Annotated in this window: 16 protein-coding genes; 15 read left to right on the top strand and 1 reads right to left on the bottom strand. The window is 71.8% G+C overall.

Annotated elements, in window-relative coordinates:
- Positions 1 to 7 precede the first annotated feature (7 nt).
- The 9 genes from ABD481_RS20260 (at position 8) to ABD481_RS20300 (ending at position 12905) form a co-directional block, all read left to right on the top strand.
- Positions 8 to 472, top strand: coding sequence for a CU044_2847 family protein (locus tag ABD481_RS20260; RefSeq protein ID WP_344667268.1), 465 nt, complete (start codon positions 8 to 10; stop codon positions 470 to 472).
- An 8-nt stretch (positions 473 to 480) separates the two neighbouring features.
- On the top strand, positions 481 to 2382 hold the full coding sequence (locus ABD481_RS20265) for a S1 family peptidase (RefSeq protein WP_344667269.1): 1902 nt from the start codon (positions 481 to 483) through the stop codon (positions 2380 to 2382).
- Between the two features lie 11 nt (positions 2383 to 2393).
- A complete protein-coding gene (locus tag ABD481_RS20270) occupies positions 2394 to 3473 on the top strand; it encodes an AAA family ATPase (protein ID WP_344667270.1) in 1080 nt (359 codons plus the stop codon).
- 5 nt (positions 3474 to 3478) lie between these two features.
- Positions 3479 to 6265, top strand: coding sequence for a hypothetical protein (locus ABD481_RS20275; RefSeq protein ID WP_344667271.1), 2787 nt, complete (start codon positions 3479 to 3481; stop codon positions 6263 to 6265).
- Positions 6266 to 6412: 147 nt separating this feature from the next.
- Positions 6413 to 6628 carry a hypothetical protein gene (locus ABD481_RS20280; protein WP_344667272.1) on the top strand — a complete coding sequence of 72 codons (216 nt, stop codon included), beginning with the start codon at positions 6413 to 6415 and terminating at the stop codon, positions 6626 to 6628.
- Positions 6612 to 7853, top strand: a complete 1242-nt coding sequence (locus ABD481_RS20285) for an FxsB family cyclophane-forming radical SAM/SPASM peptide maturase (protein WP_344667273.1) — start codon at positions 6612 to 6614, stop codon at positions 7851 to 7853. Before ABD481_RS20280 ends, ABD481_RS20285 begins: the two co-directional genes overlap by 17 nt.
- Positions 7850 to 9262, top strand: a complete 1413-nt coding sequence (locus tag ABD481_RS20290; protein ID WP_344667274.1) for an aKG-HExxH-type peptide beta-hydroxylase — start codon at positions 7850 to 7852, stop codon at positions 9260 to 9262. The genes ABD481_RS20285 and ABD481_RS20290 overlap by 4 nt, the downstream gene beginning before the upstream one ends.
- Positions 9259 to 12342, top strand: coding sequence for an FxSxx-COOH system tetratricopeptide repeat protein (fxsT, locus tag ABD481_RS20295; RefSeq protein ID WP_344667275.1), 3084 nt, complete (start codon positions 9259 to 9261; stop codon positions 12340 to 12342). Before ABD481_RS20290 ends, fxsT begins: the two co-directional genes overlap by 4 nt.
- A gap of 17 nt (positions 12343 to 12359) precedes the next feature.
- Positions 12360 to 12905, top strand: coding sequence for an aldo-keto reductase family protein (locus tag ABD481_RS20300; RefSeq protein WP_344667276.1), 546 nt, complete (start codon positions 12360 to 12362; stop codon positions 12903 to 12905).
- Positions 12906 to 12919: 14 nt separating this feature from the next.
- Here the strand turns inward: ABD481_RS20300 and ABD481_RS20305 are convergent, their stop codons facing one another.
- Positions 12920 to 13804 carry a DUF4436 family protein gene (locus ABD481_RS20305; protein ID WP_344667277.1) on the bottom strand — a complete coding sequence of 295 codons (885 nt, stop codon included), beginning with the start codon at positions 13802 to 13804 and terminating at the stop codon, positions 12920 to 12922.
- A gap of 344 nt (positions 13805 to 14148) precedes the next feature.
- Between ABD481_RS20305 and ABD481_RS20310 the strand changes: the two genes are divergently transcribed.
- From ABD481_RS20310 to ABD481_RS20335, 6 genes are all read left to right on the top strand, one after another.
- Positions 14149 to 14412: a hypothetical protein gene (locus ABD481_RS20310; RefSeq protein ID WP_344667278.1), complete on the top strand. Its 264-nt coding sequence runs from the start codon at positions 14149 to 14151 to the stop codon at positions 14410 to 14412.
- Between the two features lie 210 nt (positions 14413 to 14622).
- Complete coding sequence (locus ABD481_RS20315; protein ID WP_344667279.1) at positions 14623 to 16056, top strand: sialidase family protein; 1434 nt, start codon at positions 14623 to 14625, stop codon at positions 16054 to 16056.
- Between the two features lie 216 nt (positions 16057 to 16272).
- Complete coding sequence (locus ABD481_RS20320) at positions 16273 to 18903, top strand: ligand-binding sensor domain-containing protein (protein WP_344667280.1); 2631 nt, start codon at positions 16273 to 16275, stop codon at positions 18901 to 18903.
- 212 nt (positions 18904 to 19115) lie between these two features.
- The gene (locus tag ABD481_RS20325; protein WP_344667281.1) at positions 19116 to 19817 is read left to right on the top strand and encodes a GntR family transcriptional regulator; all 702 of its coding nucleotides are present in this window, start codon (positions 19116 to 19118) and stop codon (positions 19815 to 19817) included.
- 35 nt (positions 19818 to 19852) lie between these two features.
- Positions 19853 to 20602, top strand: a complete 750-nt coding sequence (locus ABD481_RS20330; RefSeq protein WP_344667323.1) for a LamB/YcsF family protein — start codon at positions 19853 to 19855, stop codon at positions 20600 to 20602.
- Positions 20599 to 21309 (top strand): 5-oxoprolinase subunit B family protein, encoded by a 711-nt coding sequence (locus ABD481_RS20335; protein ID WP_344667282.1) that lies wholly within the window; start codon positions 20599 to 20601, stop codon positions 21307 to 21309. The genes ABD481_RS20330 and ABD481_RS20335 overlap by 4 nt, the downstream gene beginning before the upstream one ends.
- Positions 21310 to 21331 lie beyond the last annotated feature (22 nt).

The following is a 21331-nucleotide window of genomic DNA, read 5'->3' on the forward strand; positions in this document are numbered from 1 at the left end:
GTACGGCGTGGCTGAGCTGCTTGAGATCCTGTTGCCTGGCGGGGTCGTCTATGCCCGGGTGGAGGTCGCGCCCGGAGAGGACGTCGCGAGCCTGGCGGAGGTGGACGTCCCCGTCGCCGGTGGTGGCGGTGCCGGTGTCGGCGTCGGAGCCGACGATCTGGAGACCATTCCCGAGGTCGGTGACGTCGGTGTCAGGAATCTGTTCCGCAAAGTGAAGAAGCTCGCGGATTTCAAAGAGACCATCCAGCACGTCGCGGTCTCGGTGCACGAGAGTTTCGCGGCCTTGGAGCCGGAGAAGGTCCCCGACAAGGTGGCGGTGGAATTCTCGATCGAGATCGCCGCGAAATCCGGGCAGCTGGTCGGGGTGGTGGCCGAGGCCGGGACCAAGGCGGCGCTGAAGGTGTCGGTGGAGTGGACCGGAATGGCGGCGCGGGTGGCTGCCGACGCCGCGGCGAAGCAGAAGAAGAACTGAGCCGGGCCATGCCGCCGAACGACGACCGGCCGCAGCCGTCCTATGTCGCCAGACAGGTGGATGATCTGGTGCTGCGGGCCTGCGCCGCGGTGCGTCGGCCCGGTGAGTCGCAATCCATCGGTACGGCGTTCCGCATCAGCCCCAAGTATGTGATCACCGCCTCGCACGTCGTCGACGGTGCCGAGGGCTCGCAGTGGGACCTGCTGTTCGCCGAGGTCGGCGGCAACGGCGGCGGCGCCGACGATCCCGTGACAGTCCCCGCAGTGGTCGTACGCGCCACTCCCGGCGTCGTCGGCCGCGCCTTCCCGATGCCCGACGTCGCCGTCCTGCGCATCGACCCGGCCGCCGCCCCCGACGCGCCCCCGGTGCTCCTCGGCGAGCCCGAGCCGGAGATCGACTCCTCGCTGCGCGTCTGCGGACTCAACCTGGAGAAGGGCGACCCCAGCTTCGAGCGCCTCAAGTTCATCGTGGCCGATGCGCTGGAGGACCTGCGGCTGGATGCCAACGTGCTGCGTCCGGGCAAGTCCGGCGGCCCGGTCTACTCCCACGAAGACGGCAGCGTCTGCGCCTTCGTCAAGGCCTCGATCCATCCGAACATCCCGCTCGGCGGCTTCTGCGTGCCGGTTCTCCAGGCCCTGCGCGACGCCTGCGACGACGACCTCTATCGGGACATCGTCCACTCCCACGACGCCCACCACCGCGCCCGCAAGGAATGGTTCTCGCTGGCGATCGGCGACACCGCCGCGCGCGAGCGGTACGCCCGGGTCATGGGGCTGTTCCCGGAACTGGTCGAGCCGGTCGGCCGCGCCGAGGTCAACGACTACTACCGCGAGCTGTGCCCGAGCTTCGCCACGCCGCTGCGCGAACGCCGGCTGGTCGCGCTGCGCGATCTGGCCGAGTTCATCAGGGTCCGGACCGGCACCGCGATCGGCGAGGTTCCCCGGATGACGAAGCTGTGCCTGGCGGCGATGGCGCGGCCGGGCACGCCGCCGGCCGTCCGGGAGGAGCTGAAGGACCACGCGCTGACCGTGGCCCGGCGCTGGGGCGTCCCCTACCCCGCCTTCCAGGGGCTGCGGCTCCAGGCCGCCCAGGGCCCTCCGATCGACGTCATCATCGGCGTGGTCCAGGCCTGCCTGACCGCCGTGCAGGACGGCGAGCCGCACGAGTGGGAGCTGTTCCGCTACCAGCAGGGCGAGGTCATCTCGCAGACCGGCGCGTGCTCCGCGGTCAGCTACGAGGCCGCCACCGGCGCGCTGCGGCGGGCGATCCACGAGTATCTGGACTCCACCGCGCAGGACGTCGAGATCCAGGTCGCGCTGCCGGACGGCCGGCTGTCCGGCGAGCACCTGGCGGCCTGGCGCCGGCGCGGTGCCGACGGCCGGGACCTGGACCGGTTCAGCGACGACAACTACCGGGTGGTGCCGCGCCGCAGCCGGACCTTCGTGCGCAGCGTCGGAGCCAGGGGCCTGATGACGCGGCACCTGGCCGGGCTGGCCGAGGCCGGCGCGGGGGCCCTGGCCTGGCTGGACTGCTGGGACGGCCACGACGAGGAGCAGCTCGGCAACCTGTTCGCGACCCGGCACGGCGCCGGATCGAACGAACCGCCGAACGAGCTCGTTTTCACCAAGACGGATCAGCGTTCTTATCCGCTCATGGTGTGGCGCCGGTCCCGGTGCGAGGACCACGCCGCCCAGGAGCTGTGCGCGGGCCGCCGGTTCCGCCGCGAGCTGGTCTCGAGCCTGACCGAGAACAATCCGGACCGCTGGCGGAAACAGGTTCTTGATATGCATACCGAGCTGGTCCGTGGCACATTGGAAGACGGGGATCCACGCCGAGGCTGGTGCGACGTCGTCTACGTCCTGGACCGGCCGGAACTGACCAGGCGCGCCGCGCCGCTCGGCGCGGGGTGAGGGGGTTGGCGATGACCGGAAGCGCGTGGCACGTCTTCACCGGGAGCGGGGAGCCGCACGACGGCTGGGCCCGGGTGCCCGATCCGATGCTGGCCCGGACCTTCGACGGCGGCGGGCGGACGGTGCCGCCGGTCGCGGTGAACGGCGCCGACGGCCCGGAGTGGGCCCGGCGGCTGGGAGAGGGAGCACAGCACATCGGCGCGCACCAACTGCGCGACCGGGACCTTGACTTGGTGAACGCGGCGCTGTTCTGCCGGCGTCCGCTGCTCGTGACCGGGCGGCCGGGGCTGGGCAAATCGACGCTGGCCTATCTGATCGCGCGCGAGCTGCGGCTCGGGCCGGTGCTGTCGTGGCCGATCAACAGCCGCAGCACGGTCTGGGAGGGGTTGTACCAGTACGACGCGTTGCGGCGGTTCGAGGATGCGCGGGTCGGGGACGCCGCCGTGCGCGCCGAGTCCGGTGCGGTTCGTGAGGCCGCCGCTTCCGAGGTCGCCGACATCGCCGACTATCTCACCCTGGGCCCGCTGGGCACGGCGCTGCTGCCCTACCGGCGTCCCAGGGTCCTGCTGATCGACGAGATCGACAAGGCCGACGTCGACCTGCCCAACGACCTGCTGCACGTGCTCGAGGACGGCGAGTATCAGATCCCTGAGCTGCGCCGGATGCGCTCCTACCGCCGCGCGGTCACCGTCGCCACGCACGGCGGTGAGGACCAGCAGCTGGTCGAGGTGCACGAGGGCCTGGTGCGCTGCCGCGCCTTCCCGATCATCGTGATGACCAGCAACGGCGAGCGGGACTTCCCGCCGGCGTTCCTGCGCCGGGTGCTCCAGCTGCGGCTGGAGAGCCCGGACCGCGGCCAGGTGGAAGCGGTGGTCCGCGCGCACCTCGGCGACGGAGCGGTGGGGGAGTACGCCGACGTGATCAGCGTCTTCATGGACCGGCTGGAGCGCAGCGGCACGCTGCCCACCGACCGGCTGCTGATCGCGATCCATACCCTGCGGGAGGCCTCCGGCCGAGATCCCGGACTCGGACGCCAGGCCCGCGAGGACCTGGCCATGCAGCTCATGCAGGCGACCAGCCGGCCCTGGTGAGCCCGATGGGCGACATACGCGATCTCATCGAGGCCCTGGCGCCGTTGAAGCTCGGCGGCGAGCAGATCGCGGAGATGCTGTGGCTGGCCCGGTGCATCGAGGACGGGGAGCAGCCCCCGTCCGAGACCCCGGCCGATCCCGGCCCGCCCCGGCCGCCCCGCTCGCCCTTCCCGGCGGCCGGCGGGTCGGAGGCGGCGGCGGTCGACGTGGAGCTGATCGCCAACGCCTGGCTGCGCACCGTCGACCCGAACGGGGGCCCGGAGCAGGGCGGGCACCTGGGACTGCCGGGGCCGCCGGCCATCGAGGCCGCCGCCCGCCTGCTGCGCGACCTGCGGCCGCTGGCCCGCCGCTCGCCCGACCCCCGGCACCCGGTGTTCGACGAGGACGCCTCGATCGAGCGCAGCGCCACGGTCGGCGCCCCCTGGCCGGTGACCCGGCCCGGCGCGGTCCGGGACCGCGAGGTGGCGCTGGTGCTGGACCGGCACCCGTCGATGGCGGCCTGGCAGGGGCTGGGCGCCGAGGTCGAGACGCTGCTCGACGCGGTCGGCGGCTTCCGCCGGGTCACCGCCTGGTACCAGTCCGAGGACGCCGAGGGCCGACTGCTGGTCGGACCCCGACCGGACGCCCCCGGCGACCGACCGCTGTCCGCGCTGCGTGACCCCTCCGGCCGCCGGATCATCATGGTGCTGACAGTGGCGCTGACCGACGCCTGGCGCTGGGGCACCGCGCAGGACGAGCTCGCCGCGCTGGCCGTGTCCTCCCCGGTGGTGCTGGCCCAGCCGCTGCCGGCGCGGCTGTGGCACCGGACCGGGTTGCAGGCGGTGCTGGGGTGGCTGCGGGCGCATCCGGCGGGCGAGCCGGTGCCGCTGCGACTGGCGGGGGCGGCGGGGACGAGCGGGGCGAGCGGTAGGGCTGATACGAGCAGAGCGAGCGGCAGGGCTGAGTCGGGGAGTGCGAGCGGCAAGGTCGATCCGGCCGGCACGAGCGGCAGGACCGATTTGAGCAGTGCGAGCGGCGGAACTGGCCCGAGTAGCGCAAGCGGCGGAACCGATCCGGGTAGCGCGAGCGGCAGAACTGATTCGGGTAGTGCGAGCGGCGGAACTGATTCGGGTAGTGCGAGCGGCAGGACTGATTCGAGCAGTGCGAGCGGCGGAACTGATCCGGGCAGCACGAGCGGCCCGGCCTCCGCGAGCGGCCCGACCGGCACGAGCCCCGCGCCTGGCTCGGCCTACACGCCCGGCCGCGCAGGCCCGGTGCCCAACCCCGCCCCGGCATCCGCCCCCGCCCCGCTCCCCATCCCGGTCCTGGAACTCGCCCCCGGCTGGCTCGATCCGTTCGCCCGGCTGCTGGCCGGCGGCCTGCTCGAAGCCCGCTTCCCGCTGTTGATGCGTCCGGTGCCGGTGCCGCGTGAGGAGCGTCGGCGGGTGGCCGGGATCCAGGCCGAGGAGCTCGGGGAGGATCCGGCCGAGCGGGTTCGGCGGTTCCGGTCCTCTTCCTCGCCCGAGGCTTATCGGCTGGCCGCTTATCTGTCGGTGACCACCTTGGCGCTGCCGGTGATGCGGATGGTGCAGCGCACCGCCTCGCCGCCGATCGGTGCCAGTGCGTTGGCCGAGGTGTTGGCCGGCGGGTTGCTGACGTCGGAGCCGGCGCCGGCCGGGGCTGGGAACTGGGAGGCGCGCGAGGAGCTGCGGCAGTTCCGGTATCCCGGCCGGATCGGCGAGATTCTGCGCGGCGGTGTGCAGGACACAGAGGTGCGCGACATCCATCGGCGGACCGGACAGTTCCTGTTGGAGAACTACGACGTGTCCGGGCGCCTGTTCCGTGCGGCGCTGTCGATGCCGTCGCGGGAGTCCGGCGGCCACTCATTCGCGCTAATCCCGGTGGCGAGCCTCCTGAAGCTGGCGCCGGGATTTGCTAGCGTCGCTGGTGATCCGGATGAATGGGGCGATTTCGATCTCGCGGTGCGCGAGCTGGGAGCCGCTCCCGACCCGGGCGCCGTCGACCGGGCGCTCGACGCGTTGCGGGCCGTGCTGCGCCGGCTGCGCGAGGGCGACTCCCGGCGTGGCGGTGTCCTGAGAGGGATGGCCGAGCTTTTGAGCCGCCGCTTCACCCAGCACGGCGACGTCGCCGACCTCGATCAGGCGATCCTGGCCGCCAAGACGGCGCTGGCCGAGTCCGCCGTGGCGGAGGACGCCGACGACGCCGACCGCGCCGACCCGCTCGACGAGCTCGCCGGGATCCTGGTCCGGCGCTACGAGGTGTCGCAGGAGACGGACTTCCTGATCGACGCCGTCCGCACCGCGCAGGCGGCCTACGGCGCGATCACCACCCGGGATCCGCGGCGGGCCCGGTTCCAGGAGCGGCTCGGCGGCGTCCTGCTGCTGCTCGGCGACCAGCTCGGCGACCCGGCGACGCTGAACGCCGCGGCCGAGTACTTCGGCCAGGCCGCGGCCCTGTGGTCCGAGCGGCGCGGCATCCTGGCCCTGAAGACCGCGCAGGCGTACCTGGCGGTGGCCCGGCTCGCCGCCTACGCCGAGACCGTGCCGGTGGACAAGATCGTCGAGGCGCTGCGGCGGATGGCCTACGACGCCGTCGCCACCGACGAGTTCGCCCTCGAACTCGACCGCGTCGTCGACCAGGCCGTCGACCCGGCGCTGCCGTCGCGGATCCGGATCCGGGTCGCGGCGGTGCTGATGGACCAGGCGGCCGGGGCCGGGGACCGGGACGTGGTACTGATGCTGATGCAGGCGGCCGAACAGGTGCGGCCGGAGCCGGAGGGGATGGGACGATGACCGGGCCGTGAGCGGCCGGAAACAGGTGTCGTCGAGTACTGCCACAGGTGGTGAGACGAAACCGTCCGTCATGAACTATTTTGGAAGACGCCTGAAATATGCGGCCCGGTCCCTGATCGGGAGCGGCCCCCGGGGGAAGGCACCTCAATGGCACACACCGAGCCGGTCGGCGGAATGCCCGATCTCTCCGATCTCGCCCTGGACGCGCTTGCCGACGCCGGCAACCCGGCGCTGCGGGCCGCCGTCGCGGCCACGCTGCGCCGTCGCGAGGGGTCCGGCATCGTCTATGCCGGGTTCAACGCCGGGTTGACGGCCGTGGACGTGCCGTTCGGGCCGGACAGCGGCGATGACCCCGACCACTGAACCGGGGGCGGCGCCGGCGCGGCCGGAGGCCTTCACCGAGTTCGTCGTCAAACTGCACGCCCGGTGCGACCTGGCGTGCGACTACTGCTATGTCTACCGGCCGGACGACGACTCCTGGCGCACCCGCCCCCGCGTACCGGCGCCCGCGACGGTGGCGCGGACCGCCGAGCGCATCGCCGAGCACCTGGCGACCCACGACGTGCCGCGCGCCGACCTGGTGCTGCACGGTGGCGAACCGCTGTTGGCCGGACCCGCGGTGCTGCGGTCGGTGGTGGAATCGGTGCGGGCCGCCGCACCGGGACGCCGGATCGATGTCGTGGTGCAGACCAACGGGGTGCGGCTGACTCCGGCGCACCTTGAGCTCTTTGGAGAGTTGGGGATCGGCGTCGGGATCAGCCTGGACGGACCGGCCGCCGTGCACGACCGGCATCGGCCGCGGCGGGATGGCGGCCGAGAAGGGCACCAGGCCGGTAGTCACGCCGCGGTGGCGCGCGCCGTGGAACTGCTCCGGACAACGGCCCCGGACCTGTTCCGAGGACTGCTGTGCGTGATCGACGTCGACGCCGATCCGATCGCCGTCTACGAGGCGCTGGCAGCCTTCGAGCCGCCCGCGATCGACCTGCTGCTGCCGCACGCGAGCTGGGGCCGCCCGCCGCGCCGCCGCCCGGGCCGGGAAACGGAGTACGGGGACTGGCTCGGCAGCGTGTTCGAGCACTGGTACACCCGGCCGCGTCCGGCGCCGACGGTGCGGCTGTTCGAGGAGCTCATGATCGGTCTGCTCGGCGGCGCCAGCGCGGTGGAGCTGGTCGGGCTGTCGCCCTCGGCCGTCGTCGTGGTGGAGACCGACGGCGCGATCGAGCAGGTGGACGCGCTCAAGGGCATCGCGCCCGGGGCCGCGGCCACCGGCCTGAACGTGTTCGACGACAGCTTCGACGAGGCGTGGGCGCTGCCGGAGTTCCAGGCGCGGCGGCTCGGCGCGGCGGGGCTGTGTGAGGAGTGTCGGAGCTGCCCGGTGCACCAAGTGTGCGGGGGAGGGTTCTACGCGCACCGGCATCGGCCAGGACCACCGACGTCGCCGGGATCAGGGTTCGTCGATCCGTTCGACAACCCTTCGGTGTACTGCGCGGACCTGTATCGGCTGATCGGCCTGATCGCGGACCGGATGCGACGGACCGTGGGCGACGCGGCGCACCAACCGGTCGGCGGATCGGCGCGAGCCTCGTGAGGACCCTGACTCTGGCGGAGGACCAGTTGCTCTCACTGGCCCGGCTCCGCGACGACCCGGCTGTGCTGCCGTTGCTGTGGCGCGCGCGGCTGAGTCGCAACAAGGCGTTTCTGTCGGCGTTGTTGTGGGACGAACACGGCTCGGAAGTCGCTGAGGCTTTCGCAGTGCTCGTGCAAGCCCAGCGGCAGAGTCCTGAGACCGTCGATCGAGTGCTGCTGCATCCGCGTTTCGGTGCCTGGGCAGCGGTGTGCGCCGCGCGGGGCGCTTCCCACCCCGCTTCCCGCCCCGCCGCCCACCTTGCCGCCCACCTGGGCGCCTTCGCCGCCGCCGCCGCGATCGCCGCCGACCTCGACTGCGCGGTGACCGTCCCGGTGGTGTCCGGTGCCTTGGTCCTGCCCGGTATCGGCGCGTGGAGCGGCCTGCCCGGCGACCACGCCGTCGTGCGCCGCGACCACGGCTCGCTGGTCGTCGAACCGCTGCGCGGCCCGTCCCGTCGCCGGGGTGACGCGTCCTGGCGCGATCTGCGGACCCTGACCGCGGTGGTCGGCCGGGCCACGGTCACCGTCGAGTTCGACGATCTTCCCGCGACGCCCGCGGCGTGGCCTTGGCAGGTCGCCGGTCCCGGTGCGCTGCCTGGTCCCGGTGCGCTGCCCGGTCCTGATGCGCTGCCCAATCCCGATGCGCTGCCCGGGCCCGCCGCGCGTCCCTCCGTCCCGGCCTCCGCCGCCGAGTACCGCCGCTGGCGGATCCGCTTCGCCGCCGGCCTCGCGCTGGTCGGCACCGCCGTACCGGCCCTGGCCGCGCCGCTGGCCGGCGGCATCCGGGCCGCGGTCCCGCTCGGCGACCCCGGCGACCGGTCCTCGGCGGCGACGCTGGCCGACGCGTTCGGCGCCTGGGCCATGACCACGCCCGGCGACAGGTTCACCGCCGCCGTCGGCGTGCTCCACGAGTTCCAGCACTCGAAGCTGTCCGGCGTCGCCGAGCTGGTCCCGCTGATCGAGACCGACGGTCCGGCCGACCTGGACTCGCCGTGGCGGTCCGAGCCGCGTCCGGCCAGCGGGCTGCTGCACGGGGCGTACGCGCACGCGGCGGTGGCGCAGCTGTGGCTGCGGGCCGCCGCCGCCCTCGGCGGGCGGAGCCGGGAGGAGGCGCTCGGCCACGGTGCGACGGCCTGCGCGCAGACCCTGACGGCGGGCCGGGACCTGCTGGCCTCCGGCCGCCTGACCCCCGTCGGGCAGCGGTTCACGGCCGCGGTCGTGGACGCGGTCGAAGCTTTGCGGCCCCGGGTGCCGCGTCCCGCCGTGCGCTCCGCCGCATGGCAGCCCCTCACTCAGCAGTCACCCCTCACTCCACCCCTCAGTCCACCCCTCACTCCACCCCACACCCAGCGATCGGAGCACTCATCGTGACGCCTTCCGCCGACGCGCCGCCGGGACGCGTCTCGCGCATCGACATCATCCACGCGGGCGCCGACGTCGTCTGGGCACAGTGGCTCCGGCAGGTCGCCGTGCGGGCCGGGATCGACGCCCGGGTGGTGCTGGCGCATCCGCTGGAGCCGCTCGCCGGGCGGATCGCCCTGGCCGCCGAGTCCGGCCGGGTCGCCGTGCCGGTGGTGACCGCGACGCTGATCGGCAGCACCGCGCCGGCCGAGGGCTGGAACGAGGCCCGGCGGATGGCCGAGGCGCGCGGCGTCCAGCTGCTGGCCGTGATCTGCGGCACCACCGCGGTGCCCGAGGAGGCCGTCGACACGGCCTCGGTGAACCTGCGCGACATCGACGAGGAGACCGCGCGCCGGCGCTTCCTCGGGGCGCTGGGCGCCGACACCGGGCGGACGGTGCGGACCACTCCGCTGGGCGAGGCCGCATTGCCGCCGGTCCGCTTCCCCGGGCACCGGCCGGCGTCCCCGCCGCTGCGCGTCCCGGTCCCGCCCGGCGAGTGGTTCTTCGGCCGCGACGCCGAGATCGAGACCCTGCGCCGCCGCCTCGACGAGAAGGGGCAGGTGGCGGTCAGCGGCGCGTCCGGCAGCGGCAAGTCCTGGCTGGCCGCCGAGTACCTGCACCGGTACGCCTCCCAGTACGACGTCGTCGCCTGGATCCGCGCCGAGTCCAGCGCCATGATCCGCGAGGACCTGGGCCGGCTGGCGGGCCTGCTCGGCGTGTCGGAGAAGGTCGAGCCCGGGCAGCTGCACCAGGCCGTCGCCGACGCGCTGCGCACCACCGAACTGCGCTGCCTGCTCGTGCTCGACGACGCCGTGCCGCACTACCACATCCGCAACGAGACGGTCCGCCTGGTGCTGCACGCCAAGCCGGTCGTGCTCACCGAGCTGTTCCCGATCGACGGCCGCGCGCACATCGTCTACACCACCGTCAGCGGCGACTGGGACTTCAACACCCCGGTGGTCAAGGTGCCGCCGTTCACCGAGCGCGAGGGCTGCGACTTCCTGCGCTCCAAGGTGCCGGGCCTGAGCCAGGACGAGGCGGCCCGGCTCACCGACGCGGCCGGCGGCAGCCCGGTGGTGCTGCACAAGATCGCCCACGACCTCGGCGGCGGCCACGTCACCGCCGGGGAGCTGCTCCAGCTGCTGTCCGGCGCGCTGCTGCCCTCGGTGATCGACGTCGGCGCCGACCCCCGCTACGACAAGCCGCTGAGCACCCTGTTCAACGCGGCCGCCACCACCTTGACCACCAGCCCGGACGAGGAGGCCAAGCAGGCCGTCCAGCTGGTCAAGATGCTGACCTTCTTCGCGCCCGAGACGCTTCCGCTGGACCTGCTGACCTCGCAGATGGACCGGCAGGACGGGCGCACCGGCGGCCGGCGGCTGCCGCCGGAGCTGGCGCTGGTGCTGCGCCCCGGCCCGCGCCGCCGCAAACTGCTGGACTATGTGGACCAGTACAGCCTGGCGCAGCGCGGCATCGACCACGACACCGGGTCCCGCGTCACCCTGGCGATGCACCGGCTGGTCCGCGACGCGGTCCGCGGCCAGCTCACCGGCACCGAGGCCGAGCGCTACCGGCACATCGTGCACAACCTGCTGGTCGACGCCGACCCGCAGGACCCGCGCGACCCGGCCAAGCGGCGCCGCTACCTCCAGCTGTGGCGGCAGCTGCTGCCCTCCGACGCGCTGTCCTGCCGGCACGTGGCCGAGGGCCAGTCCTGCGAGGGGCTGCCGATCCTGGTCGCGCACATCGTGAACGCCCTGCGCGACAAGGGCGAGCTCACCGCCGCCGCCGAACTCGGCCAGGACGCCGCCCAGGCGTGGTCCGACGTGCTCCAGGACGACCCCTCCGGACTGCCGGCCATCCAGATCGAGACCGCCTCCGCGCTGTGGCAGCTGAACCGCGCCGACGAGGCCTACGTCACCGCGGCCGTGGCCCAGGCCAGCCTGGCCGACCACTCCGAGTACTTCCCGGAGGACTTCGTCCGCGCCACCAACCTGGTCGCCGCAGGCCTGCGGCTCAAGGGCGACTGGCGCGGCGCCGTCCCCTACGACGAGCAGGCCTACGCGCTGGCGCGCGAACAGCTCGGACCGGACGCCGTCGCCACCATCCGCGCCGGCCACAACCTGTCGGTGGCCTACCACATGATGGGCCGCTTCCAGGAGGCGCTGGAGCTGGACCAGGACACGTACCAGCGCTGCCGCCACAGCCCGGCGCTCGGGGAACGCAACAGCCTGACTCTGCACTCCGTCAACAACATCGCCCGCGACCACCGCGAACTCGGCGCCTACGAGCAGTCCGCGCGGATGCAGGAGAACACGGTCACGCGCATGATGGACATCCTGGGCGACCGGACCCAGCAGCACGTGCTGCGGGCCCGCAAGAACCTGGCGGTGTGCCTGCACAAGGCCGGCGACTACGAGCGGGCGGTCGAGCTGTCCCGCGAGGTGCTGGCCGACCACGTGCGGGCCTACGGCCCGCGCCACTTCGAAACCGTCGCCGCCATCACCAACCTGGCCAACGACCTGCGGATGACCGGCGACCTGCCCGAGGCCCGCGACCACGCGGAGACCGCGCACCGGACCGCCGGGGAAATCGACGCCGCACACCCGTTCACCGCGCTCTGCGCCCTGAACCTCGCGGCGGTGCTGCGCGCCCTCGGCGACGCCGACGAGGCCCGGCGCCTGGACGAGCAGGCCATCGCGACGCTCACCGGCAAGCTGGGGGAGCAGCACCGGTTCACGGTGGCGGCGCGCGTCGGGCTGGCCCGGGACCTGGCGCTGGCCGGCGACCTCCCGGAGGCGATCGCGGAGGGCACGCGGACGCTGGAGGAGCTGCGAGCGGTGTACGGGCCGGAACACCCGTACACGTTGCAGGGTGCTGCGAACCTCTCCCTGGACCTGCGAGCCGCGGCACGCACGGCCGAGGCGGACGAACTGGAACGGCAGACCGTGACCGCGTACCACCAGACGCTGGGGGAGCGGCACCCGGAATCGGTGGCGGCGCGGGAGCGGGTGAAGGGGGACTGCGACGTGGAGCCGCCGCCGATGTGAGGTGGGAAAGGCGGGAAGTGGGTGGTTCGGTCGGTGCTGGCTTTGAGTCGGCGCCGACCGGCTTCGAGCCGGCGGCGGCTGTCTTCGGGCTGGCGTCGGCTGCCTTCGGGCTGGGCCTGGCCGCAGTCGGGCGCCCTGGGTACATCAACCTGGGCCGGTCTGGGGACCTGCCCGCGGACCGCTCGGTCGAGGCGATGCGTTCCCGCGCGCACGCACTGCTCGACGCGGCCTACGCCCACGGCGTCCGCTACGAGGCTCTGGCGATCACTGTTGACGGCGTGCGCCTGTTCGACAGTGTCCAGGCGACTTACAACCTTCTGGAGCCCTCCGCCGGGCCCGCGTTGAGCGAATCGCATGACGCGGGGTGCACCGTCATCGTCAAAGAGGCCCTGGCCAACGGACGGTTGACGTCGCAGTACCTTGAGCAGCTGCCGAAGGGCGCGCCGGAGCTGCGTGATCTGGCCCGGCTACGTCTCATGCCGGAGGAGGCAGAGCAGCTGGTGGCGTTGGCGATTCCTCCTGGGGACTACTGGCATCAGCGGTCTCGGCTGGCCTGGAACTAGTGTTCTTGCAGGACTCAGCGTTCTTGTTCCCGTGGCTTCGCCGCGGCGGTGTGCAGCCAGGAGATTGTGGCGGCGACCAGGCACAGCCCGACGACCATCAGGGCCCAGAAGAACACCAGGAAGTCGGCCAGCGTGCCGACCGGCGGGGTCTGCGGCATGCCGTTGCGGATGCCGGGGATCGCGAACAGCGTCGCGGCCAGCGCCGCCAGGGTCGTGAACTCGACCTTGTGGAGGTGGATGGCGCGTACCACCATCGCCACGTTCACGATCACCAGCATTCCCAGGACGCTCATCAGGCCGAACGCCATGATGAGCACGGAGGGGGAGCGCTCGGCGTCGACGTCCAGTACCACGTCGCCCGGGCCGGAGGTGGGCGCCATCCGCGGGTCCAGCGTCCAGTCGTCGACCGAGGAGACCCAGGTGGTGGCCACCGGCACCGGGGCTCCGGCGGCGTCGAAGACGCGGACGTCGAGCGTGAACGTGTGGTGGTCCAGCGGGTAGTGCGCGGTCTCGCCGACCGCGTCGAGCGTGATGTCCTTGATCGGGATCATCTGCCCGGCCGGGTTCTGCTGCGGCTTGGCGCCGCCGACGTCGTTGGTGACGATCGTGACCGGCTTGGCCAGCGTGTCGCGTGCGGGCCCGGCGTAGGCGCCCTCGGGGACGAACTTCAGGCGGAGCTTGTAGGAGTTCAGCACCGGGTCGATGGTCAGCACGTTCGCCTCCATCCGCAGCCGGTCCACGGCCGCCCCGCCGGCCGGAGGGAACGTCTCCCGGTGCGCCTCCCCGGAGTGCACGAAGCTGGTGATGACCACCACGTACAGCGCGGTCAGCAGCGCCAGGCCGCCGATCGTGTAAGGCAGCCAGCTGCGCCGGCGCTTGTCTGTGTTCTGCTGTTCCACGATTATCCGCGTCCGTCGTCGGTGCCTTCGAGAGTCGCTGTCTTGCCTTCGAGAGTCGCTGCCTTCGAGAGCCGCGGCGTGCGGCCATGATCACCGTATGCGCGGGGCCGGCGGACGGGCCGGTCCCGGCCGAGGTGTCGGGCGGTTTCACCCGTTCGGGTCACCGTGGTCCGGGAGCCGACTGTCGAGCCCTGAGATCAGGTAAGTGACTCTCCGATTACACAGAGCTTGCTGTTTGGTCGTGGTCGTACTTCACTACTCAACGCTTCTAGGTTGTCCAGTGGAGCCTTCGTGTCATTCCCTGCCGGGCGCGGATCGGTCCGACACCAGCATCAGGAGTCATCGTGCGCTTCCATGCCCGACGTCCGCTCCGTCACAGACTCATAGCTCTGATATCCGCAGTCGGGCTGCTGTTCCTCGGCACCGCGGCCGCCGGTACCCCGGCGTCGGCCACCACGTCGATCACCAACGGAGGCTTCGAGGCCGGCAGTCTGTCCGGCTGGACCAGCACCGGGTCCGCCTCGGTGACGACCACGAACCCGCATTCGGGGGCCTACGCGGCGATGGTCGGGTCGACCAAGCCGAGCGGCACGTCCTCGATCGTGTAGTCCTTCACCGCGCGACCGTGCTGGCCAAGATCTGCGTGAACCCGAGCTCCGGCTGGAAGCAGGTCACGAAGGCGCTGACCGCCAACGACGCCTACACCCTGACTTTGACCAGCAAGGACGACAACTACCCGGGCGACCCGACGTACACGCTGTACGACGACGTCACGCTGTCCGGGGGAGTGCCGGCCGACGACTTCTCGATCAGCCACCGTGACCGGCTCCGGCGCGTCGGCCACGCACACCACGTCGTATTCGCTGACGGTGAACGGCACCGGCCCGACGCTCCAGAAGGTCTCGACCGACCCGTTCACCGACACCGACGCGCAGCACGCGACCGAGGTCGAGCCGGACACCTACGCGTACGGCACCACGATCGTGAGCGCGTTCCAGGTCGGCCGGGTCTACGGCGGCGGCGCCTCCGACCTCGGCTGGGCCACCTCCACCGACTCCGGCGCGACCTGGCAGCACGGCTTCCTGCCCGGGATCACCGTCAACCAGGGCGGCAGCTACGCCCAGGTCTCCGACGCGTCAGTGGTCTACGACGCGAAGCACACCGCGTGGCTCGTCGTCGGGCTGCCGATCGACTCCTCCGGCAACGCGCTCGGCCTGACCGTCAACCGTTCCACCGACGGCGGCCTCACCTGGGGCTCGGCCACCCACGCCGTCGGCTTCGACGGCGCCGGCTACGACAAGCAGTGGATCACCTGCGACAACACCCCGACCAGCCCTTACTACGGCAACTGCTACATCGAGGCCGACCTCACCTCCTCGGGCAACGCCGAGTTCATGTCGACGTCGACCGACGGCGGCGTGACGTGGGGCGCCAAGAAGCAGCCGGCGGGCAGCCCGGCGGGGCTGGGCGGGCAGCCGGTGGTGCAGCCGAACGGGACCGTGGTGGTGCCGTTCTCGACCAACGGCTCCGCGATCGAGGCGTTCACCTCCACCAACGGCGGCGGCGGTTGGGGCTCGGTGAACACCGTCTCCAGCGTCAGTGCGCACGGCGTCGCGGGCGGCCTGCGCGACGGCGAGGGCCTGCCCTCGGCCGAGATCGACGCCGCGGGCAAGGTGTACGTGGTCTGGCAGGACTGCCGCTTCCGGTCCGGCTGCCCGGGCAACGACATCGTGCTGTCGACGTCCGCCAACGGCACCTCCTGGTCGGCCGTCAGCCGGATCCCGATCGACGCCACCACCTCCGGCGCCGACCACTTCATCCCGGGCATCGGCGTCGACCACGCCACCTCCGGCGGCACCGCCAAGCTCGGTGTCTACTACTACTTCTACCCGACCTCGAACTGCACGGCCTCGACCTGCCGGATGAGCGTCGGCTTCATCTCCTCCGCCGACGGCGGCTCGACCTGGAGCGCCGCGCAGACCGTGGCCGGACCGATGACCATGGCCCAGATCGCCGGGACCAGCCAGGGCACCATGGTCGGCGACTACATCTCGGCCTCCGTCGTCAGCGGCAGGAGCATCGCGCTGTTCGCCGTCGGCAAGGCGCCCACCAACGGCCAGGCGTTCGACGAGGGCATGTGGACCGTCGGCGGCGGGCTGTCCCTGCGCGGCGGGTCGGCGCGGGCGGCGACTGGACCGGTGTACGGCGGACCGGTTCGGCTTCGGACCGGAGGGCACGGCTTTCTGATGTAGCCGGTGAGCGGCGGCGCGAGGTTCGAGTGTAAGACCACTGCATTGACGTGCCGGTGATCAGGGTTCTTCAAAACTACAAGACGAAAGAACCCTGATTCATCGGCGAACTTTACTCAATCGTGATCGGCCAAGGGATGACCAAGGGGTCACGCGACATGGCACGCTGCGCGGTGGTACCACCTCAGTCACCATCCCACGACAGGTTGGATCCACGGCATGCGATCTGCTACACGCCTGCGTCTGCTCCCGATCGGAGCGGCGTGCGCGGCCCTGACGTTGGCCTTGACGGGCCCGCAGGCGTCCGCCGCAAATACGGGAGCGACCCAGCCGCACAACCGTCCCCACGCGATATCGCACTCCTCCACCGCCGCCACCTCCTCTTCTGCGGGTGGCATCCGGGCCAACGCCGAGCCCGGCCCGCCCGGGGACCCGGACGGCGGGCTGGACGACCCGTCGGCCGCGGACCAGGAGTACTTCGCCGAGCGCAGCGCGCCCGGCGTGGTGGCTCCCGGCGCCTACGGCGCGGCCTGGGTCAAGGCGCAGCTCCTGCCGCACGTGGGGCCGGACTGGAAGGAAGTCACCACCAAGCCGTACAACGCCGACGACCCGCGGTACCGCGACTACGACTCGAACTCCTCCGGCGGGGCGGGCAACGTCACCGGCCGGATCACCGGTCTGGCCGCGGACGGCTCCGGGCACGTGTACGCCGGCGCGGCCAACGGCGGCGTGTGGCGCTCCTCCACCGGCGGCGGCAACTGGACGCAGATCTCCGAGGGCCTGCCCGCGCAGTCCACCGGCGACCTGGAGCTCGACCCCGCCGGCCGGCTCTGGTACGCCACCGGCGAGGCCAACACCGCCTCCGACACCTTTACCGGCGCCGGCGTCTTCGTGCTCGCCAACCCGGCCTGGGGCCAGTTCTCGGTCTTCAACCGCGTCGGCGGCAAGGAGCTGGAGTCGACCAGCATCCGCAAGATCCGGTTCATCGGCGACACGGTGTACGCGGCCACCACGCGCGGCCTGTACTCGCACTCGCTGACGAACCTGTGGGGCCCGTGGAAGCTGGAGTACGCGCCGAACCCGGACTTCCTGCCCGGCGGCTCGCAGGCCACTGACCCGCACGCGCCGTACAAGAACATCGTCAACGACATCACCGCGGACGCCAGCGGCAAGCTGATCGCCGCGATCGGGTGGCGCAGCGGCGACACCTACAACGGCTTCTACACCAAGACCAACGGCGCCTGGACGAAGATCACCGGTTCGCTCGGCGACCTGCCGGTCGACCCGACGCACATCGGCGCCGTGACCTTCACGCACTCGGTCGACGGCTCGGTGTTCTACGCGATCAACCAGGACCCGACGCAGATCTCGAACCCGAAGAGTTCGTTGGGCGGCGTCTACTCCTCCACCACCGGCGCGTTCGGCCCGTGGAAGCTGGTCGCCGACTCCACCAGCCTGGAGGCCTCGGGCTCGGCCGAGACCGGCGCCACCTACAACCCCGGCGTGCAGTCCTGGTACAACCAGTTCCTGCAGGTCGACCCGGCCGACCCCAAGCACGTGTACCTCGGCCTGGAAGAGGTCTACGAGTCCCACGACGCCGGCGCGACCTGGAACACGGTGGGCCCGTACTGGAACTTCACCTACGACTGCTGGAACATCGACCCGACCAAGCAGACCGGTGACTGCTCCCCGACCACGCACTCCGACCAGCACGCGGTCGCGATCGGCAGCGCCAACGGCAAGCCGTTCGTGGTCGTCGGCAACGACGGCGGCGTCTACAAGCGCCCGGTCGCCGGCAAGCTCGACGCGGGCGGCCACGCCGCCGACTGGCAGTCGCTGAACGACGGCACCATCCGCACCCTGCAGTACTACTCGGTGGGCATCGGCGCCGACCCGTCCGGCAAGGGCGTCGCCGTCTCCGGCGGTCTGCAGGACAACGGCCAGTCGATCCTGCGCGGCAACGACACGGTGATGGGCTCCAACTTCGGCGGCGACGGCGGCCAGACCCTGGTCGACGCCAAGAACGGCTGCAACATCGCCGAGGAGTACACGAACCTGAACATCTGGGTCACCAACGACTGCGGCCAGAACGTCTCCACCGACCCGTCGACCTCGACGGAGTACAACGTGGCGCCGAACGACGGCCTCAACGGCACCGCCCGCTTCATCGCCCCGTTCTCCGCCGACATCAAGAACCCGGACAACTGGGTCGCCGGCGGCCAGCACGTGGCGGTGCAGTCCAAGGGCTACGCCATCCGCGACACTTCGGACTGGACCGACGTGTACGACTTCGGCGCCGGCAACTACGCCTCGGCGGTCGCCGAGTCCGGCGGCAAGATCTACGCCGCGTGGTGCGGCGCGGGCTGCAACATCGTCGGCTTCACCCGCGGCATCGCGGTCGGCAACGCCGACGGCACCGGCTGGCACCAGCTGAACCTGCCGGCCGACGGCAGCGTGCTGCCGAACCGCTACCTGTCGAACATCGCGATCGACCCGAACGACAGCAACCACGTGTTCGTCACCGTGTCGGGCTTCTCCCGGCTCTGGACCGAGGGCCCGGGCGCCGGTGTCGGCCACGTGTACGAGTCGCGCGACGGTGGCGCGACCTGGAAGGACATCTCGGCGAACATCCCGGACATCCCGGCGGACTCGGTGGTCATCACCGACCACGGCGGCCTGGCCGTGTCCACGGACCTGGGCGTGTTCTACCGCGGTGCCCACGACCGCAACTGGAGCGTGCTCGGCCAGCACCTGCCGACCAATGCCACGCTCCAGCTGAAGCAGGGGCCTGATGGGTACCTGTACGCGGCCACGCATGGACGCGGCATTTGGAAGTTGCGGCTGCCGTAGTCACGGCAACCGTAGTTCACGGCATCCGTAGTTCGCAGTGCCGTAGTTCACGGTGGCGCGGTTCGACTGATGCGGGGCCCCGGGGTCTCCCCGGGGCGCCGCTCCGTTTTTTTGGGCGGGTGCGGGCATGCGCGGGTCACGATTGTTGAACAATCCAACAAGGATGTGTGTATGATTGATCTCCAGCAGCTGGAGAAGCGGAGGAGCGGGTGGTGACGGGCGTTTTCGACGATCTGGCCGCCGAGCGCGGCCGCTTGCAGCGGACCAGCGCGGCGCATCAGGTGGCCGAGCTCCTGCGCGAGCACATCACCGCGGGCGCTCTGTCGCCCGGGACCCAGTTGCCGGAGGAGGCGCTGGGCACGGCGCTGGGAGTCTCCCGCAACACACTGCGCGAGTCGTTCCGACTGCTGGCCGACCAGCGGCTGGTGGTTCACGAGATGAACCGCGGCGTGTTCGTCAGGGTGCTGAGCGCCGATGATGTCGCCGATATCTATGTGCTGCGACGTGCGCTGGAGACCGCTGGAATCCGGGCTGCCTCCGTCGCGCCGCCCGAGCGGCTCGCCGTCCTGCGCGTCGCCGTCGAACGCGGTGAGGCTGCGCGGGTGGCCGCCGACTGGGTCGCGGTCGGCACCGCGGACCTCGACTTCCATCTCGGCATCGCCGCGCTGACCGGTAGCGAACGGATCAGCGAGGCCATGGGCCGCCTGCTGGCCGAACTCCGCCTGGCGTTCGGCGCCATGCCCTCGGCGGCAGAACTGCATGAGCCGTTCCTACGCCGTAACAGGACTCTGGCCGAACTGCTGGCCACGGGGCGGATTGCCGAGGCCGAGGCCGAGCTGGCGTCGTACCTCGATGACGCCTGCCGGGGCATCGTGGCGGCGATCCGCGGCGATCTGGAGGTGACGGAGTGTTGATTGATGACAGAGTGCTGACCGACCCGACTCGAACCATCGACCTGAACGCAGACCTCGCCGAGGGTTTCGGCCGCTGGACCCTGACCGACGACGACGCCCTGCTCGACGTCGTCACCAGCGCCAACGTCGCCTGTGGTTTCCACGCCGGGGACCCCTCGACCATGCGACGCGTCTGTGCGCGCGCCGCCGAACGCGGAGTCCGCATCGGCGCCCAGGTGTCCTACCGGGATCTGGCCGGGTTCGGACGGCGCGCGATGGACGTGCCGGCGCAGGAACTCGCCGACGAGATCGCGTACCAGATCGGCGCGCTGCGAGCGTTCGCCGAGGCGGCCGGGAGCACGGTTGCCTACGTCAAACCGCACGGAGCGCTCTACAACCGCGCCGTCCACGACGCCGAGCAGGCCGCCGCGATCGCCGACGCGGTGGTGTTCGCCGGGCACGGCGTCCCCCTGCTCGGGCTGCCCGGATCGTGCCTGGAACAGGCAGCGGCCGAGCGCTCTGTCGGCTATGTGTTCGAGGCATTCGCCGACCGCGCCTACACCGCCGCCGGGACGCTGGTGCCGCGCGGCGTGCCCGGTGCTGTGATTGAGGATGCTGATGAGGTGGTGCGGCGCTCGATCGGCATCGCCCGCGACGGGGTGGTGACGGCCCAGACCGGGGAGCCGGTGCAGGTCCGGGCCCGGTCGCTGTGTCTGCACGGGGACACGCCGGGTGCGGCCGCGCTCGCTGTCCGGGTCCGCGCCGCGCTGGCAGAGGCCGGGGTCGGGATCGAGGCTTTCGCATGAGCCTGCGGATCCGGCCTTGCGGTCCCGAAGCGCTGCTGATCGATCTCGACGACATCGGCCTGGTCGGTGCCGTCTACGCCGACCTGCTCCGGCTGCGCGCCGACGGGCAGCTGCCCGGGGTGCAGGACATCGTGCCCGCCGCCGCCACCGTGCTGCTCGACGGCGTCGCCGATCCCCGGGCGCTCGCCGCTCGGTTGGCGGAGCTGGAGCCGCGTCCGCAGGCGCAGTTGGTCGGGGACACGGTCGAGGTGCGCGCGCGGTATGACGGACCGGACCTCGACGACGTTGCGCGGCTGTGGGGCGTGAGTCCCGCCGATGTCGTGCGGATCCACTGCGAGACGGAGTTCCGCGTGGCGTTCGCCGGCTTCGCGCCGGGCTTCGGATACCTCGTCGGACTGCCGGAGCGCTATGCGGTGCCGCGTCGGTCCACGGCGCGCGTGGCGGTTCCCGCCGGGGCGATCGGGTTGGCCGGTGCGTTCACCGGCGTCTACCCGCGCCGGTCGCCTGGTGGCTGGCAGCTGATCGGTACGACGGACGCGGTGCTGTGGGACGCGGAGCGGCAGCCGCCGGCGCTGTTCGTGCCGGGGACGCGGGTGCGGTTCGTGGCGGAGGACGGGGATCAGGAGGACGGGGATCAGGTGGACGGGGATCAGATGACTGCGAATCAGGCGGTCGGGCACGACTCAAAAGAGCACGGGAGCGGATGAACGCCACTACGAACATGGTGAA

The sequence above is a fragment of the Catenulispora yoronensis genome (assembly GCF_039531695.1).
GTDB classification, from domain to species: domain Bacteria; phylum Actinomycetota; class Actinomycetes; order Streptomycetales; family Catenulisporaceae; genus Catenulispora; species Catenulispora yoronensis.

Bases quoted from the DNA above. Each gene is read 5' to 3' on its own strand.
- ABD481_RS20270 (WP_344667270.1), top strand. From the start codon at position 2,394: ATGACCGGAAGCGCGTGGCACGTCTTCACCGGGAGCGGGGAGCCGCAC.
- ABD481_RS20275 (WP_344667271.1), top strand. From the start codon at position 3,479: ATGGGCGACATACGCGATCTCATCGAGGCCCTGGCGCCGTTGAAGCTC.
- ABD481_RS20280 (WP_344667272.1), top strand. From the start codon at position 6,413: ATGGCACACACCGAGCCGGTCGGCGGAATGCCCGATCTCTCCGATCTC.
- ABD481_RS20265 (WP_344667269.1), top strand. From the start codon at position 481: ATGCCGCCGAACGACGACCGGCCGCAGCCGTCCTATGTCGCCAGACAG.
- ABD481_RS20285 (WP_344667273.1), top strand. From the start codon at position 6,612: ATGACCCCGACCACTGAACCGGGGGCGGCGCCGGCGCGGCCGGAGGCC.
- ABD481_RS20335 (WP_344667282.1), top strand. From the start codon at position 20,599: ATGAGCCTGCGGATCCGGCCTTGCGGTCCCGAAGCGCTGCTGATCGAT.
- ABD481_RS20320 (WP_344667280.1), top strand. From the start codon at position 16,273: ATGCGATCTGCTACACGCCTGCGTCTGCTCCCGATCGGAGCGGCGTGC.